Source organism: Flammeovirgaceae bacterium (assembly GCA_015180985.1).
Classification (GTDB): Bacteria; Bacteroidota; Bacteroidia; order Cytophagales; family Cyclobacteriaceae; genus UBA2336.
In genome coordinates, this window is the sequence record CP054185.1 from 2,621,738 (window position 1) to 2,639,122 (window position 17,385).

A 17,385-nucleotide genomic window follows, 5' to 3' on the forward strand; every position below is an offset into this window, starting at 1 on the left:
CGGTTTTCGGTTTGGCGCCTGCCTGTCCGGTGGCAGGTTAGGCCATTCCTGTTTGCTTTCTGTCCCTCTGGCATCAAAGAGGTTTTCATCAGGTTCTTGTGGCTTGAGTGTTCCATTTCAGAGCTCCATTTTTAGGGGGATCTTTTAAGCAGTTCTCTAGATGTCAGATTCCTGACAAGTTTAATCAAACTTTCTAACCATTATTGTGGTTAAGCGATAAACCAACCTTTATGAGAATATCAGCAATATGCTTCCTTTGCCTGCTTACATTTACTGCTGGATTTGCACAGGATTCTCGATCTGTCAATTACGCTGGTTTTACCGGAGCTATTGGCAACAACCAGGGAAATGTGTCATTGGATTACTTTCATCTATGGAAACTGGGAAAATCTAAAAAAATAGAAATTGGTCTGGGAGGCAGGTTCACATCCTACTTTGGCTCTTCTCAATACTATTCTTCTGCCCCGGCATCTTTGGCGGAGGATGAGAGTAAATCCGACTCACTTTTGCTTTCAACCCCGCAGGTAAATGCCCTGAACCTGGCCATGAACTTAGGCTACAGGCTATCCAGCAAAATCGGGTTAGGATTCAACATCGATGCCATCGGATTTTCCTTTGGGGCCAAGCAAAATGGATCTTACATCAATGGCCCTCAGGGGCAGGCTACATCAGCCTCACCTACCTCTTTTAATATCTTGTTGGTAGGTAATAACGACAAGGGAAGCCTGAATTCTGAATTTTACCTGCGATACTTCTTTAAAGAGAAGCTGGCTGTTAAAGTGGCATTTCAATTTTTATTTACAGAGTTCACCACCGACACACCAGTGCAACAACTGCCGGAACCCAATGATCGGTTCAGAAATAAATCCAGTTTATTCAGCGTAGGTATAACCAAACAATTTTAGGCATGAAAAAATCAATCCTAATCTTTTTGTTAGGCTTTGCAATGGCATGCAATCCTGATGAGGCCACTCCGACCACTCCGGTAAATGATGATTTTGATGAAACAAAGGCAACGCTGCTGCGTGAAGGCACCTGGATGGGCAGCGGAAGTTATAACGTAAGCGGTGTGGCCCAGATTTATGACGACAACGGAAAAAAAGTATTGCTATTGAACAATTTTTCATCCAGCAACGGTCCGGATCTAAGAGTATACCTGAGCACCACAACGGGCGCTGCTTCATTTGTTAACCTGGGGAAATTAAAATCGACCTCTGGTAAACAAACGTATTCCATACCAGATGGCACAGATATTACTCAGTTTAAGTTTGCACTCATCTGGTGCCAGCAATTTTCTGTTCTGTTTGGAAAGGCCGAAACACTGTAGCATGCGCTGTCTATCCACTCTTTCTTTTACTGTTTTTTTTTTAGTTGCCAAGGCACAAGTTTATGTTCCGGTAGATGCTTTATCAAAGATAGATTTTAAAATAAAGAATTTTGGCTCCACCGTTGACGGCAGTTTTAAAGGACTTAAGGGCACCATTAATTTTGATCCCGCCCAACTTTCGAGTGCGGCATTTGATGTAACCATTAATGCGGCCACAATTGATACAGGCATAGGTATGCGCGATAATCACCTGCGCAAATCTGATTACTTTAATGTAAAGGAATACCCTACCATTCGATTTGTATCCGGAAAAGTGGAGCAATCAACAAAGCCGAACGTAGCCATAATAACCGGTAAACTAACCATCAAGAAAACCACTAAGGAAATCTCCTTTCCGTTTCGATATAGCTACGCTGGCGATCTGCTGCAACTCACCGGAGAATTCAGGATTAACAGAAGAGAGTTTGGTGTGGGGGGCAGCAGCATTAGTCTGGCCGATGAATTAACAGTACTGCTTGATGTTAGAGCAACAAAACAACTTAAATAATCAAGTGAAGTGGTGTATATCGACTGTACTTAATGCCTTGCTTGCCTTTGGGATATGCCCAGGCGTATCGGCACAACAAATAATATCCAAGATTGAATTTTCCGGATTAACCAAAACCCGCGAATCGTTTCTGCGACAATACATAACCTTGGCGGAAGGGCAATGGTATGATTCTGTTCAACTTGTAAACGATCGGCAGAGACTTCTTAATCTTGGCATACTTAGCGAGGTGCAAACACAACTCGTGACAAACGGAGATAATGTAGTGGTAATTTTTGTGTGCCGCGAAATGTTCAATACACTGCCGGTATTTGCCCTTGGCAAAACGGAAAATACCTTTTGGTGTAAAGCGGGAATGCAAAGCCTGAACCTGACAGGGCATGGCGATAAATTGTTTGCTATTTATCAATACTACGACCGGCATTCTTTCTATCTGAATTATGCCACTGATCGGATAGGGAACTCGCGCTGGGGCATAACAACTTCCGTTATCAAGTGGGCTACAGTTGAGCCTTTGAATCTTGAGGGTAGTATGGTAAACTACAACTATACTAACTACACAGCTTATGCCAGTGCCGTTCGGTTTTTGTCTTTCCGGGAATCGGTGGATTTTGGTGTCGGTATCTTTAACGAACAATTCAAAGCGAAACAGCCAGATGACAATACCTTGGCGGATATCGTTCAGGGCAAGAAGTTCCTATCGAAACTGATTATCAAGAGCAACCACCTTAATTACAACACATTTTATATTGACGGAATTTACAATCAACTTAATGTTGAATTTATTCATTCACTGGATGAAGTCAGAAACTTCATAACCGTATTCAACGATTTTCGATTCTTCCGGCAGTTTGGCAAGCGCTTCAATTGGGCCAATCGCCTGCGCACAGGTATCGCTACAAACGACAATAACCCTTTTGCGCCATTCGTGCTGGATAGTTACCTCAATATAAGAGGTGTGGGCAACCGGGTTGACCGTGGTACGGGATCCTTGGTTGTTAATACCGAGTTACGCTATACACTTTTTGACAGAAAAATTTTGGCTGCACAAGGGGTGGGATTTCTTGATTTCGGATCATGGCGAAAGCCCGGTGGTAGCTTTAGCGATTTTACTAAAAGTGAGAACATGCGGGCCTTTTCCGGCCTTGGCTTTCGGTTGATTTATAAACGCGCCTTTGATACCCTGCTGCGCATTGACTATGGCTATGATTACAACAAAAATGCCGGGTTGGTCATCGGCATAGGACAATATTTTTAACTGAAATTAATTTTTAAATACTTCGATAAGCCATCAATTTGATGATTTGTCGCCAACACGACATTGATTGCATACTATAGATTCCTTATCCATGTTTATCTTTTGCAAAACAATTTTATGTATGAAACTAAGTGCTGCAATTATTGCCCTTGTGTTGGCACAGGCTGCTTATTCGCAACGGCCTGATACATTAAAATACTGTGTAAATGATAAACACATTGGTGTGGGAGGATATGACCCTGTTAGTTACTTTCAAGGTAATAAGCCGCTGGCTGGGAAAGCGGGTTTTAGCACAACTTTTGATAATGTAATATATCTTTTCGATTCAGAAGCCAACCTGAAAATTTTTGTCGCTAATCCAACCAAATATCTTCCGCAGTTCGGTGGGTGGTGTTCGATGACCCTGGCCATGGGCAGGGCAACAACACCCAAGTATGATAACTTTGTTATCTTGAAAGACAAATTGTACTTGTTCGAGCGCACCGTGTCTGTTAACGGCCGCGAGCTATGGCTAAAGGACCCTAAAAAGAACGAAAAAATTGCGTCAACCAACTACACCACCTATCGAACTACAGGCAAGATTAAATAGGAATTGTTTTCGAATTTGGTATCTGGTCTTCATCATATTTTTTTCGCATGGTTGCCAGAAACAATCTGATGAGTATACAATATTAGGTAACATTGAAGATCCACAAAACCAGATTGCCACTACTATTTCTTCTATACTTAGCAGACATCTTGGTGATACCGTTAAAGTTATAAGTGGCGTTGGGTCATTGTCTAATCTCGATTCCCTTGAGTCAGGTAAAGCAGATTTTGGCATCGTAGACAACTACTCACGATTTAGCGACAAGGTTTCAGTTGTAATGCCACTCTATCCGCAACTACTACACATACTCTACCGAAAGGAAAAATCGCCTCAATCCTTGCGTGAACTCTTTACGATGGGTAAAATTTTTGCCGGTATTGAGGGGAGCGGAACACGTATGTTCGTTGACGAATTGATGAAAGACATGGGCATTGAAAAATCGGAATGCACGTTTGTCGATGTGTATGATTTTTTTGAGGCAGACGTCATTTTTGCCTTTACCGATTTACTTACTCAAGAGGAACTACGGGACTTAGAGGGATATCATTTATACAGCATTGATGAGGTGGCCAATCTTGGCCAAGGATCTTTAGCCGAAGCTATATGCACACGGCATCCAGAGTTTGAACCCTATATTATTGCACACGATTTATACGGTTCGTTTACAGAACGCGCCATACTGACAATCAAGGTTGACGCTATCCTGGTTTGTCGCACAGACCTTGATCCAAGATTGGTTTATAATATGATGAAAGTACTTTCTGAAAACAGTCAGGATTTAAAAAATATCAACCCCCTGCTCTATCAGTTCTCTTCCGATTTTGATTCGCGTAAACTCAGCTTTATGCTTCATCCTGGCTCCAGAGACTACCTTGATCGCAATGCGCCAACCTTCTTTGAGCGGTACGCAGAATTAATGGGTGTGATTGTTACCATTTTAGTGGCGTTGGCCAGTACACTTTACACCATTAGAAAGTGGCAGCTACAAAAGAAGAAGAATAAAATAGATGTATATTATCAACGGATAATGGCCATCCGGAGAAATGCACAAGTAGTTGAGAATACTGAAACATTACTTGCCTTGAAGACTGAACTACAAGCCACTCAGGAGGAAACAATTGATTTGGTAACCGATGAGAAACTATTGGCTGATGACTCGTTTGTTATCTTTCTGAATCTTTACAAGATTGTAAATGAAGAGATTGATAAAAAACTTAATTTATTATTGGGAGTTTAGCAGCAGCAATTGTCAGGCTCTGCCTAACCGACTGGCAGGCCGCGCATCGCTCCAACCTCAAAAGCAAGCCAATAAGTACTGATGCCATCCGGATGCTGCCATCGCACAGGCCAGCCCGGTGTGATTGATTGATTGGGAACAATGTTTAGCCTTGGTCTATTTTCCGAAATCAGCTGAAGATTGTTCGGAAATGACGATGTACCTAAACAATAAGCCGGAAACAGCAAAGAGCCCCGCAAAAAAGGCATTTACCCCGATGATCTCTCCTACCGAACTACCCGGGTAGTGTTGCATACCGGTAAGCAATGCAAGAATAGCGACTAAAACAATAGAACCTGATGCGGCCAACATGGTGTGCTCCATACCCTTAGCCGTAAAGCGCGACAAGTACGTGCCGATAATAATTACAGCCACTACCCCAATGTACATCAGGTTGCCCGGGTTGGGGCCGCCACCAATCAGGCCAACAGCAAGATTTGCCCACACCAACAGAAAAGTTGACCCAATAGCAGAGGCCACTGCAACCCGATTAATAAGCCCCGGAGCATGGCGGGTTACTAACACATAAACTACCCCTGTACCAAATACGAGGATGCCCATTACAATAAAATCGAATACACTCCATTGCACCTCCGTTGTGAATTGCATGGCAATTAACGGTACCAGCAAAAGTAAAGCGGTTACCAGAGCCACCCCCGGAACAGTATGAAGGAATTTCAGCAGTTTTTCCATGTTTCTCTAAAATTAGTTACTTTTCAAAAGTACTTTTAATTTAAAAGTAATACAAGAAGTTTTTATAGTTTATTTACATGAATTGCGCCTTTTAAACCCCGGAAAGCCGCCTGTGATGAAAAATGTAGGAAAGAGTACCTGTACCCAGCGGTATAAGCATTGTAAGCATTAACGGATTAAAGCCGCCCACCATCAACCCTGAAAAGATTGCTCCGGTCAGGTCGAAAAAAAAACCGGCATAGGCCCATTCTTTAATTCGCGGATAGCCCGGAACAAGTAAAGCGATTATTCCAAGCAACTTTGCAATTCCGATAAACGGCAGCATGTAAACCGGGTACCCCAATTGGTTAAAAACATCAACCCACTCTTGCGTTGACATGATATTGGGGATAGCCGAGGTAAGCATAAAGGCGCAAAATATTCCGGTAAAAACCCAGAATAAGATAGTATCCCGTTTTGATGCTGGTTTTATCATACTACTTAGTTTGACCGGATAACAAAAGTGATTTTACCGGTACTGATGGCTGGAACAATAGCTCCGTCTTTGCGGGTAAAAGTAAGTTTTTCAATTGCTTCACGACAGGCCTTTTCGGCCTCTGGGCTAACACTTCGTTCAATCACGCGGTATCCCTCTAATTCACCATCAGCATTTACTTTTATTTCAAACACAATTCGTCCGGATTCATTATTAGGCACATTTGGTTTCGGTATGTAATCCCACATCCAGCCGGCCAGTTCAAGTCCTGTTCCTCCTGCACCACCTCCCTGGTTTCCATATAACGCCTTTGCATCAGGTGTGCCTTTAGGGTCGCCTTGATCGCCTGTTTTATTGGTTTTATCTCCCTGGCTTACGGGCTTACCCTCCTTATCTGTGGCAGTTGCGTTATCAGCCGTTGTGGTTGATTTGTTTTCGGTTTCATTTGGTTTAACGTCTGTCTTAGTTTCTGTTTTCTCTTTCGGCTTTTCAACGGGTTTTTCCACCGGCTTCGGTTGCTCTTTCTTTTCTTCTTTTACAGTTACCGGACTCTCCTGTTTTGTAGTAACGGGCTGCTCAACCGGCTTTGAATTATCGGGCTGGCTTTTGTCTTCAACCACAGGTTTAATCTCTTCATCGGGTTGATCATTCTTAATCTGTTGCTCATCCTCATTGGCCGGAGTTTCAGAGCCGGATGGTGTAACAGGTTGCACTTCACCACTACCCTGACTATCTAATCCAAAATTCAATTCAATTCCATACTCCGGCAGTGGCGGATTAGGCGCCCGCCAGGCCACTACAAACAAAAATGCCAGAAAAAGCAAGGCATGCACCGCTACCGATGTTATCAGCGCAAGTGTTCTGTTTTTCTTTTCTTCTTCGGTCATGTTACTTGGGTTTTGTAGCTACCACCACTTTGGCTTCCAGTTTGGTGGCAATATCAGCAACATAAATGCCATGCTCCCACGGCACATTCTTATCAATGTGCAGGATAACAGACCCTTTTGTTCCTGCCAGCTTGCTTTTCAACTCCCCTTCCAGCAGGCTTTTTGAAACCTTCTTATCATTAACGTAATACTGCAAATCGTTCGTTACGGTTACCGATACCTTTTGTACTTCAATTTTACTCTGGAGGCTGGTGGGCAGGTTTACCGGTAACCCGGAGGGAGTAATAAACGATGAGGTAAGCATAAAGAAAACCAGTAAAAGAAATATCAGGTCCGTCATGGAAGCCATGCTGAACATCGGTTCTACCTTGTTTTTTGATTGCAGACTCATCGGGGTTCTTGTAGTAGATCAATAAATTCAATCGAAGAATACTCCATTTTGTGCACAATCTTCTGCACGCGGGTTACCAAAAAGTTGTAGGCCAGGTACGCCACAATACCTACAATAAGGCCGGCCACGGTGGTCAGCATAGCGGTGTAAATTCCGCTTGACAATAATTTGGGGCTAACCGAGCCTTCTTCCTGTGCGATGGCAATAAATGCCTGTACCATGCCGATTACCGTACCCAGAAAACCCATCATGGGTGCGGCACCGGAAATTGTAGCAAGCGTGGATAGATTCTTTTCCAATTTAAAAATTTCAATTCTTCCCACATTTTCAATCGAAGCCTCAATGTTCTTCAGCGGGCTGCCTATCCGGCTGATTCCTTTCTCGATCATGCGTGCAATAGGTGATTCGTTATGTGAACAAAGAATTTTTGCGCCATTGATATCCCCCTTCTGCACCAGTTCTTTTACTTTTCCCATAAATTGGTTGGGATCCTGACTGGCCTTGTTCAACGTAAGGAAGCGTTCAAAAAAGATGTACACTGCAATAAACGAGAGCAACACAATCGGGTACATCATTAATCCCCCGGCTTTGAATAGCTCCCATAAGGAAAGCTGTTGATCGGTTGTTGTTGCTGCGGTTTCGGCAGCATCGGTCAAGATCTGTGCAATCATCCGGTTAAGTTTAAAAAGTAAAACGACAAAAGTTTAAAAAAGTATCCCGCCAGGGCGGTTTTAATATCTTAAAACCCAAACAGCATCGCCATATTCGGATTTTAGGCCATCTGCCTTGGCCTGCGCAAGGGCAAACGAATCACCACTGTCAACGGTTATCCGGTACACCTTATGTTTTCCGAACGGTGGAATAATTTTACTGCTCACACCTTTTTCGCTGAGTTTCTTGGCATAGTCGGTGAGCAGGTCCACATCGACCGCGCTGGCCACTACTACATAGTACTTTCCGGTGCGCTGCTCCAGGGTTTCGATTGTTCCGGTTGTTGGGATTGCTGCCAACGAATCCAGTCTTCTTTTTTCTGCTGCTTCACGGGCAAGCCTGGCGCGGTTCTCTTCCTCCTCACGTTCTATACGTTCTTTGTCTTGCTGGGCTTTTATCGCAGCCTGCCTGGCTTTCTCTTCCTGTTGAGGCTGGTATATCAGAAAGTAGTAAGCCGCGCCTAAGGCAACCACTACCACCAAAACAATGGCTAATACTTTTGGCCATACCGGAGCAGGCTCCTTTACGGGTTCGTAATGGTACTCGCTTTCTGCCGGAGCAACCGGTTCTTCAGAATAGGTCGTTTCACCGGTTGTTGCTTCGTCAACCTGTGCAACGGGTTCAGATTCATGAAGCGGCTCTGACTCCGGTTCCGGCTCGGGTTCAGTGGCCGGCTCATCCCTTCGTATCGGTTCGTAGTTGATTTCCGGCAACCCAAATGTATCATCAGACGAAGCCTGGTTTTCGTTGGCAGGCGGATTATCGTCAGTCTTTTTTCTTCTGGCCATGAAGGTGTAAAACGTTAGATCTATACAAAATTAACCGAATTTTCGATGCTGACAAATTTTCAGTCATAGACTAAAAGCTCCATGTTATTCCGCCCATCACCTGAAAGCCCCGCACCGGGTAGTTTAAAAACACCGGGTACTTGTTTGAGGTGATGTTGTTCAAATCAACAAACACCGAGAAGTTTTTTGATACAAAATATTCCGTTCTGAAATTAAGATCAAAGGCCGGATCGAGTTTTACAGGAAGTTGTGTTGCCGGATCAAGCGCTTTCATATTGCCCTGGGCGATAATATCAGCTCGCAGCAAAACCTTTTTGCGTATGTTATACGACCCGCTTACGGTAGCACGGTATCCGGGCCGGTGCCAGGCTTCGGGTAATTCATCGGTACTGTAACTGAAGTAGTCGCCCCGCAGCATAAAGCGTGCTACATCAGAATAGTTCAGTGTAAGCGCAGCAAAAAAGTTCGTCCGCTTGGTGGAGCCTGCATCGTACACGGTATTGAACTTGCTAACATCAACCGTATCGTTTACAAAAAAATAGAGGTTTTCAAAATTGGCGAATGATATACCCGTATGAACAAGGGCGATGCTGCTTAAGCGGGCATTAACTGCGGCCTGAATATCAAATAATTTGTTCGTATGATACAGCGGCACGGCCGGAGCAAGCCACAGGTTTTCGCGCACCAAGGTTTGTAACGATACACGTTGTACCCCACCGGTAAGCGTTCCCTCAACATCAACCGAAGAGCTTAGTTTATAAGTAGCTTTAAAATCGGGGAATAAGTGAAAATCTTTTTTGTCCAGGGTATCATTCTCAAGTGCCACAACAACGCCAGCCTGCAAACGAAGGTTATCGATCGGATTAAACAAAAAATAAGGCTTTGCGATGAACAGACTACGGGGTTTGGCATCAATACCTTCATCTTTGCGGCTCATTACCGCGTAGCTGGCCTGTACATTTATCCGGTTCAATTCTGAAACCTTATACGAACCGGCAAAGGCCAAATCCAGTGTACTTTCAGAAGCATTGAATTTATCAGAAAGAAAACTGAAGTTACCATTCAGGTTATAATCAAATTGTGTATTACGCGCATTGGCGAGGCCAAGTTCAACTGAAAACAAATTAAATGATTGCCGGATGGTATCGCGCTCAACGGCCTGGGGTTGCGGGTAGCCGTAAAAATGCGTGGATTGGTTTTCAAAACCTGCACGAGCCTGGTAGGTTACATCGTTTCCGAATGAACGGGCAAACACCGAAAGACCCGAGTTGCCACTGCCGGAATTGCGGCCATCTACCGGGCCTTTACCCGAACTGTTAAGAAATGCATGTGCGCCCAACAGTTTGGTTTTATCACGCTTGCTGTTAACAAATGCTTCCAGATATGGCGAGGCATAGTTGCCATATCCTGCACTGATAAACCCGCCATAGATATCGTCTGTTTCTTCATCCTTTAGTTTAAACGGACGGATAGCTGAATTTACCATTGGCGAACTGAACTGAAAAGAACGAAACTCATAGGTAATTTCAGGCTTAATAGGCTCAGCGGGACGGGGCGGAATTTTCTCAAATAACCGCACAGCTTCAGGCAGCACGATTTTCCGCTCACGAACAATTTCCACCTCAACAGGTGCAAGCTCGGCCTCGATTGGTTTTGGATCCTGCGCTGAAGAAACAAACCCCACAAAACCGGATAGCAGAAATATGAATACCTGTTTCAATTTCATGTTACTTGTTATCAACTGAATCAGCCGCGGCCTGCTTTAACCGCTGGGCTTTCTCGGCATCTGTAATTTTTTTTAGTTTATCTTTAGCTGTATCCTGAATATGCTGCAATGGAAATTTACCAATGAGTGATTCCAAGGTAGCCTTGGCATTGAAAGCATCATTCATGGCCATGAAATTATCCGACAGCAACAGGTACGACCTGCCCACCCACTCTTCATAGGCGGCAAAGTCGGTATTAAGACTGATAAGTGTTTCATAACAGGATTTATGCTGACCGGTGTTAAAGAAAATCTCAGCCAACCGGTATTTTGCTTCCGCTCCGTATTCATCGCGTGCCGAATTCAACGTGTTTAAAAATTCATCTTTGGCCAAATCGTAATTGCCGCGCGCCATCGCAGCTTTGCCAATGAACAACGAGGCTTTGTTAACCGCACCTGCATTAAGGTTACCCTTTTCAATAATCAGATTGGCATACGTGGTTACCGAGTCGTAGGCAGCCAGCAGGTAAAAAGATTCCATTAATCCCGACCAGGCGGTATATAAATCCTTTTTGGTTGACGCGAGCCGCTCTAACCGGTGATAGCCGGTAATGGCGCGATCGTACTTTCCTTGCCTGAAGTCGATTTCCGCCAGGCGACCCACACAACGACCGGCCAACGCAAAAGTCGGGTCGTTGCTTAACTCCTCATACAGTGGATATGCCTTGTCAAAATCGCGCTGGCGGTAAAAGGATTCAGCCAGGTAATACTTTACATCATGCAGGCGCGCACTTTGCGGATAGGTTATAAGAAATGCCTGTAATGCCGGGATGGCCTTGGCATATTGCTGATCGAAATAAAGGTTTTTGGAACTTTCAAATTCCACTACCTCAAGATTCTTATTGTCAGGATTAGACACTTTAAAATCATCCAGGTAACGCTGAAAATCGCCTGCGCGGCCGGCAAGTCCCAGTGCTTCCTGCAACGGTATTAATGCCTGCTGTGCTGCCGGATGGGTTGGGAATTGCTGAAGCAACGTGGCATAGTCGGTAATGGTTTTATCATATTGCTTCAGGTTGTAATAGGATGCCGCCCTTCGCAGGAAGGCGTATGGTAAAAAGCGAGAACCTGCTCCTTCGCGAATCAGTTGCGATAATCCATCGGCTGCCACCTGATAGTTTCCCTGTTCAATTTCAAATTGTGCCCGCTGAAAAATGGCTTCATCACGAAACTGTGATTTCGGATAACCCGATATCAGAAGAGTAAATTGACTGCGGGCTTCGGCATATTTCCGAAGGATACCGTTAATTACGCCCGTCTGAAACAAAATGTAATCATCATCCGGTGAACCCAACTGCCGGGCCCGGTTGTATTGAGCGAGTGCTTCCGGATATTGCTTGCTTACGTAATGGCAATCAGCCAGGCGCAATACGCCATCGGAATAAATAGGGAATGAACGGTTTCCTTTATTAACAAATTCGTTAAAGTTAAAAAGCGCCTGTTCGTATTGCTGCTGATTAAAATGCGCATAGCCTAATCCATAGCGTGTACGTACCAGCACTTCCGGCTCAACGGAAACACCCAACGACACCACTCGCTGGAACATAGTGATGGCTTCGTTGTACCTCCGAAGTGTACTTAGCGACTCCCCACACCAGAACGCTGCCAACCCGGTGTAAACGGGATTGATCGGATAGGAAAGGGATTTTTGAAAATACTCAATGGCCTGTGTGTAATCTTCCTTGTTGAAAAATTCCGATCCTTTAAGAAAGGTGGCTTTCTGATACGCCTGATTAACCGGTTGACTGCGTGCAGGCAGCGATTCGATATAGTCAATGGCTTTATTATAGTTATTACCATTTACATACGCCTGGGCAAGCAGTTCCTTAACTTCAATAACATGCGTACTACGCGGAAAATCAGTTAGAAACCGTTCAAATTCAGTAATTGACTGGTCGGGCTTGCCGGCATCGTAAGCCACCTTGGCCAACTGAAATGTGCTCTCCTCCTGCAACGCTTTGTCGGATTTCGTTCTGCGGGCCTGGTCGAAAGCATTGAGTGCAAGCTGTTTGTCGCCCTGCTTTAAATACAAGATTCCCAAATAATACGAGGCATAGTGCCCTACGGAATCAGGTGCTGCAGCAGACGATTTAAGGTATTGAAGTGCCCTATCGTTTTGGGCAAGCGTGTAGTACGCATACCCTGCCCGAAACAACACAGGTGCAGGAGCCTTGCCTGCGTTTTTCTCAAAGTAGTCTTCGTATGCAGCAACTGCGCTTTTATAATCACGCTTGAAGTAATACGCATCAGCCGCCAGCAATGCAACTTCGCTGAAGTTGGAGATGGAAGTTGCCTTTGGTAACAGACTTTTGTGGTAGGCAATCAGTTCATCGTAATTCTGTTGTTTGTACAAAGCGTTGGCAATAACAACCGGAACCAGCGGAGCATAAGCCGGATTATTTTCAGCTCTTCGCAAATCGATTAATGCGGCATCGTATAGTCCATTCAGGTATTCAATAAAGCCGGCATAGTAATTGGCGGCCGGCAAGTACGGGCTGTCCTGAACCTTTACAAGGTTAAACTGGACAAGGGCTTCATCCAGTTTTTTAAGTGTAAACAGACTATACCCCCAGCGAAACCGGCCCTCGGCCTTTTGCTCGCGCGAAAGACCAGAAAACTCAACTTTAGCGAAATAATAAGATGCTTTAGAATAGTTCTTACTTGTATAAAAGAAGTTGGCCAATTCGTAGTAGGCCGTAACTGCCCGTGGGTTACTGGGGTAGGAACCAATAAAGTCATCGACCAATTTTTCAGCATCCGAGTGCCCGAGGTTAAGGGCACACAAGGCAATTTGGTATTCCGCTTCGGGCCTTCGGGAGTCTGTTTGGTGAGTTAAACCCAGGAATTCAATAAAAACTTCGCGAGCGGCACCGTAATTGGAATGATTAATCAGTTCAAGCCCTTTATTAAAAAGTATTTCCGGTCGGCCACGGGACAATTGATCCTGGGCAACAACTGGAATACCCGTGAGCCAAATAAATGCTAAATTAACCGCAACCAGTTTCCTGATCATCCTGCCAGTTTGAAGGTAAAACCATAGACCTGAAAAAATATTGCAAAGGGCAGACCAAAAAAAGTTTAAAAAATTCAACATGCCACCAAGAGCATGGTTCCAAAGGTAATTAAAATATTCAGGCGCAGAAAAAAAATTGATCGTTCAAATCAGAAGTTTAGCGATCAACTCGCGTAGTAACTGGCCCTCACTCACACTGCCGCTTTCCACACCCTTTAAACGCAAATCAGCGTCCTTTAATGCATGAATGTTCACTGCAATTTGCAAAGGTGAATAAGCCTGTAAAGCCAAACTATAGTCTTGAATAGCATACGGACTGATTTTCAATAGTTTAGTTAGGCCGGTTTTACTCTTATCTTCGGCTGTACTGGCAAGAAGGAGTTTGCTGAAAAATGAAAACAAGAACGCTACAATCGGAATAGCCGGATTCTTTTTTGGATTAGCTTCAAAATAATTGGCAATTTGAATTGCCTTGAGCTTATCCCGTTTGATAAGTGCCTTTTGTAATTCAAAAATATTGTACTCCTTGCTAATGCCTACCTGGCTGATAATCCGGTCAAGATCAATTAATTCATCCTGCTTCAGGACAATCCGGATTTTTTCGATCTCATTAACGAGGCGATTAAGGTCGTTACCCACAAATTCGCACAACGCCTGAACAGCTTCACCCGAAGCCTGTAAACCGGTTTCGCAAAGGTATTCGTCAACAAACTGCGGCAACTGGCTTTCGTAAAGTTTTTTTGCAGTGATGGTAACAGCCAGCTTTTCAATTCTTTTTGCCAGTTCGGTGCGGCCGTCCAGTTTCTTATGCTTGTGGCAAAATACCAATACCGTACTAGGCACGGGTTGTGCAAGGTAATTCAGCAATAATTTTGTACCGGTTTCTCTGGTGAGATCGTTTATTTCCTGGGCTTCCTTTACAATCACTACCTGCCGTTCGGCCATCATCGGAAATCTTCGGGCGTGTGTCAGCACAGTTGCCACCGAAACATCTTTGCTGCCATACAGGATTACCTGGTTAAAACTTCGCTCCGATTCATTCAGCGCATTTTTCTCTATGTAATCAGCAATTAAATCAATAAAATAAGGCTCCTCTCCCTGCAGAAAATATACAGGATGAAATTTACCTGTCTTCAGTTCAGTTAAAACCTTTTTTACATTAGCATCCATCAGGATATTTTTTTCTTGTCGCTAAAAGTAATGGCTGAAGCTATTCCAACCAAGGCCCCTCCGAAGTGTGACTCCCACGATATAAATGGATCGGATGGTAAAACACCATAAAACACACTGCCATAAAGAATTAAGGTAATTATAGAAATCAGTAAGCTAAGCACGTCTCTTCTGAAAAGGCCAAAGAAAATAAGAAAAAATGCAAGCCCGTACACCACCCCGCTGGCCCCGATGTGATTGGCCGGGCGTGCAAACAACCAAACCAATATGTTCGTCCAGAAATAGGCACGAAAAAAAACGCTGCCGGCAATTCGCGGGTAAAAGTAAAATAACAAGGCTCCCATAAACAACAGCGGAAAAGTATTGGAAAGCAGGTGCAAAAGATCACCATGAAGCATGGGCGCAAGGAAAACCCCGATTAGACCCCTTCCGGAACGCGGCCATATACCAAATTGACTGACGGGCAGATTAAAATTAGCTTCAACAAAAAAGAAAAGCCACATTAAAAAAACCAGCCGAAGCGGAATAACAGAACTACCCAGTAAAGATTGGTTGGGCATCAGCCGGTTGCTAAGGTTTACTAACCGGCTTAATCATGGGGAGTTTCATGTACCGGGCTTCTTCTGGTCCGATTTTGCTCAATCCGAGGAATCCTCCTGATGACCTGGCCGTTTTTTCAGCAATGGCGAGCAACGTGTTATACATCTCATGCGCAAAAGCCGGATCAAGCTTTGTAAAAAGATCATTTACGCGTTGCAGTTCTTCAACTATCAGCGGATTACGCTGTGATGATTCGTATGGATATTCCTGCATAAGCAACTTGATCTTATCCTCAAAATCACTTGCTACCTCATGTAATAGTGTCGCCAGTGAAGAAGTTGATCGCCTGAGCTTTTTTTGAACAGACTGAATAGCCCCGATGATCTCCCTCCTGTCAACCGTGCCGTCTGCACCGGCAATGAGTATGCTAACCAGTATCGGAGCTTTGTATGCAAGCTCCAGTTCCTGTTTAGTAAGTGTATCAAATTCGGGAATCATGCTTTAGTTCGGTAAATTTGCTTAATAATGGCGGCTTTTTAAACTTTTTACATTCAAAAAAACTGGTGTATTTTCACCACGAACACAGCTGGTTATGTACGAAAAGGACCCGGTTAAAATTTTTGTTGTTGAGGATGACCCCGCTTATACCAAATTCCTGAAGTACGTACTTGGTCTTAACCCGGATTACGAGGTTGAATACTTTACAACGGGCAAAGATTGCCTGAGTAACCTGCACAAAAAACCAGATGTAATCACCTTAGACTATTCCCTGCCCGACCAGCCGGGCGAAAAAGTGCTGGAGCAAATCCGCAACTACGACCCAAACATCAATGTAATTATTGTTTCCGCGCAGGAGAAGATCGGCACAGCCGTTGAACTGCTTAAAGCCGGAGCCTATGATTACATTACCAAAGATCAGGATACCAAAGAAAGGCTGTTTAATTCGATCAATAATGCCCGTAACAAAGCCTCACTAATCCGTGAAATCAGTCACCTGAAACGGGAAATCACCGAGAAGTACGAATTCGGAAAAAGTATTATTGGCTCGAGCATACCGATAAGGCGGGTTTTCGAACTGCTGGAAAAAGCTGTCAAGTCAACAATTTCAGTCTCAATAACAGGTGAAACAGGTACCGGTAAGGAACTGGTTGCCAAAGCTATACACTATAATTCCAAACGAAAAGATAAGCCCTTTGTTGCGGTTAACATCACAGCCATACCGCCAACACTTATCGAAAGTGAACTGTTTGGTCATGAGAAGGGCGCATTTACCGGGGCCGTTGGAAGACGAATCGGTAAATTCGAAGAAGCTGAAGGCGGAACTATTTTTTTAGATGAGATTGGCGAGATGGACCCTAACCTGCAAGCTAAACTGCTGCGGGTACTGCAGGAGCGAGAAATAACCCGTGTTGGAGGCAACCAAACAATTAAACTGGATGTGCGGCTGATAACGGCTACACATAAAGACCTGACTGAGGAAGTAAAAGCCGGACGCTTCCGTGAAGATCTGTATTACCGTTTGCTTGGCCTGCCCATTCATTTACCTCCTTTGCGCGAACGGGGCAACGACATTTTGCTTATCGCCAAACATTTTCTGGACCAGTATGCCAGGGAAAATCAGTTACCAAAATTCACTATTACACCCGAAGCACAGGAAAAACTACTGGCTTATTCCTTCCCCGGTAATATCCGCGAGTTGAAGTCACTAATTGAATTAGCTGCAGTAATGGCTGATGATCAGGTTATTAAACCTGGTAATGTAACGTTTATCAATACCTCCAGGCCTGAATCATTTTTCTTAAAAGAAATGACCATGCAGGAATACATGTACCGCATTATCCGTCATTTTCTGAACAAGCATGATAACAATGTACTTGAAGTGGCCAGGCGCCTTGACATAGGAAAATCATCGCTTTACCGTTACCTGAAAGAAATGGAAGCGGCCGGAATCTGAA

Annotated in this window: 18 protein-coding genes; 7 read left to right on the forward strand and 11 right to left on the reverse strand. The window is 44.2% G+C overall.

What is annotated here, in order from left to right; all coding sequences use genetic code 11:
* The first annotated feature begins 230 nt into the window (after positions 1 to 230).
* From HRU69_12110 to HRU69_12135, 6 genes are all read left to right on the forward strand, one after another.
* The gene (locus tag HRU69_12110) at positions 231 to 905 is read left to right on the forward strand and encodes a hypothetical protein (GenBank protein ID QOI98181.1); all 675 of its coding nucleotides are present in this window, start codon (positions 231 to 233) and stop codon (positions 903 to 905) included.
* Between the two features lie 2 nt (positions 906 to 907).
* Positions 908 to 1,327 (forward strand): DM13 domain-containing protein, encoded by a 420-nt coding sequence (locus HRU69_12115; GenBank protein ID QOI98182.1) that lies wholly within the window; start codon positions 908 to 910, stop codon positions 1,325 to 1,327.
* Between the two features lies 1 nt (position 1,328).
* On the forward strand, positions 1,329 to 1,874 hold the full coding sequence (locus HRU69_12120) for a YceI family protein (GenBank protein ID QOI98183.1): 546 nt from the start codon (positions 1,329 to 1,331) through the stop codon (positions 1,872 to 1,874).
* 4 nt (positions 1,875 to 1,878) lie between these two features.
* Positions 1,879 to 3,132, forward strand: a complete 1,254-nt coding sequence (locus HRU69_12125; protein QOI98184.1) for a hypothetical protein — start codon at positions 1,879 to 1,881, stop codon at positions 3,130 to 3,132.
* Positions 3,133 to 3,253: 121 nt separating this feature from the next.
* The gene (locus HRU69_12130) at positions 3,254 to 3,721 is read left to right on the forward strand and encodes a hypothetical protein (protein QOI98185.1); all 468 of its coding nucleotides are present in this window, start codon (positions 3,254 to 3,256) and stop codon (positions 3,719 to 3,721) included.
* Positions 3,722 to 3,908: 187 nt separating this feature from the next.
* Positions 3,909 to 4,958, forward strand: coding sequence for a hypothetical protein (locus HRU69_12135; protein ID QOI98186.1), 1,050 nt, complete (start codon positions 3,909 to 3,911; stop codon positions 4,956 to 4,958).
* A 156-nt stretch (positions 4,959 to 5,114) separates the two neighbouring features.
* Here the strand turns inward: HRU69_12135 and HRU69_12140 are convergent, their stop codons facing one another.
* From HRU69_12140 to HRU69_12190, 11 genes are all read right to left on the reverse strand, one after another.
* Entirely contained in the window at positions 5,115 to 5,690 is a 576-nt protein-coding gene (locus HRU69_12140) for a hypothetical protein (GenBank protein ID QOI98187.1), read from the reverse strand.
* Between the two features lie 91 nt (positions 5,691 to 5,781).
* Positions 5,782 to 6,165 carry a DoxX family protein gene (locus HRU69_12145; GenBank protein ID QOI98188.1) on the reverse strand — a complete coding sequence of 128 codons (384 nt, stop codon included), beginning with the start codon at positions 6,163 to 6,165 and terminating at the stop codon, positions 5,782 to 5,784.
* Between the two features lie 5 nt (positions 6,166 to 6,170).
* Complete coding sequence (locus tag HRU69_12150; GenBank protein ID QOI98189.1) at positions 6,171 to 7,052, reverse strand: hypothetical protein; 882 nt, start codon at positions 7,050 to 7,052, stop codon at positions 6,171 to 6,173.
* Position 7,053: 1 nt separating this feature from the next.
* A complete protein-coding gene (locus HRU69_12155) occupies positions 7,054 to 7,443 on the reverse strand; it encodes a biopolymer transporter ExbD (GenBank protein QOI98190.1) in 390 nt (129 codons plus the stop codon).
* Positions 7,440 to 8,114 carry a MotA/TolQ/ExbB proton channel family protein gene (locus HRU69_12160; GenBank protein ID QOI98191.1) on the reverse strand — a complete coding sequence of 225 codons (675 nt, stop codon included), beginning with the start codon at positions 8,112 to 8,114 and terminating at the stop codon, positions 7,440 to 7,442. Before HRU69_12160 ends, HRU69_12155 begins: the two co-directional genes overlap by 4 nt.
* A gap of 60 nt (positions 8,115 to 8,174) precedes the next feature.
* Complete coding sequence (locus HRU69_12165) at positions 8,175 to 8,942, reverse strand: SPOR domain-containing protein (protein QOI98192.1); 768 nt, start codon at positions 8,940 to 8,942, stop codon at positions 8,175 to 8,177.
* Positions 8,943 to 9,012: 70 nt separating this feature from the next.
* Positions 9,013 to 10,668, reverse strand: a complete 1,656-nt coding sequence (locus HRU69_12170; GenBank protein ID QOI98193.1) for a hypothetical protein — start codon at positions 10,666 to 10,668, stop codon at positions 9,013 to 9,015.
* Between the two features lies 1 nt (position 10,669).
* The gene (locus HRU69_12175) at positions 10,670 to 13,720 is read right to left on the reverse strand and encodes a tetratricopeptide repeat protein (protein QOI98194.1); all 3,051 of its coding nucleotides are present in this window, start codon (positions 13,718 to 13,720) and stop codon (positions 10,670 to 10,672) included.
* Positions 13,721 to 13,864: 144 nt separating this feature from the next.
* A complete protein-coding gene (holA, locus tag HRU69_12180) occupies positions 13,865 to 14,890 on the reverse strand; it encodes a DNA polymerase III subunit delta (protein QOI98195.1) in 1,026 nt (341 codons plus the stop codon).
* Positions 14,890 to 15,393 carry a rhomboid family intramembrane serine protease gene (locus HRU69_12185; protein ID QOI98922.1) on the reverse strand — a complete coding sequence of 168 codons (504 nt, stop codon included), beginning with the start codon at positions 15,391 to 15,393 and terminating at the stop codon, positions 14,890 to 14,892. Before HRU69_12185 ends, holA begins: the two co-directional genes overlap by 1 nt.
* A 67-nt stretch (positions 15,394 to 15,460) precedes the next feature.
* Positions 15,461 to 15,928 carry a hypothetical protein gene (locus HRU69_12190; GenBank protein QOI98196.1) on the reverse strand — a complete coding sequence of 156 codons (468 nt, stop codon included), beginning with the start codon at positions 15,926 to 15,928 and terminating at the stop codon, positions 15,461 to 15,463.
* Positions 15,929 to 16,022: 94 nt separating this feature from the next.
* On the opposite strand from HRU69_12190, the gene HRU69_12195 reads away from it, so the two are divergent.
* Complete coding sequence (locus HRU69_12195; GenBank protein ID QOI98197.1) at positions 16,023 to 17,384, forward strand: sigma-54-dependent Fis family transcriptional regulator; 1,362 nt, start codon at positions 16,023 to 16,025, stop codon at positions 17,382 to 17,384.
* Position 17,385: the final 1 nt, after the last annotated feature.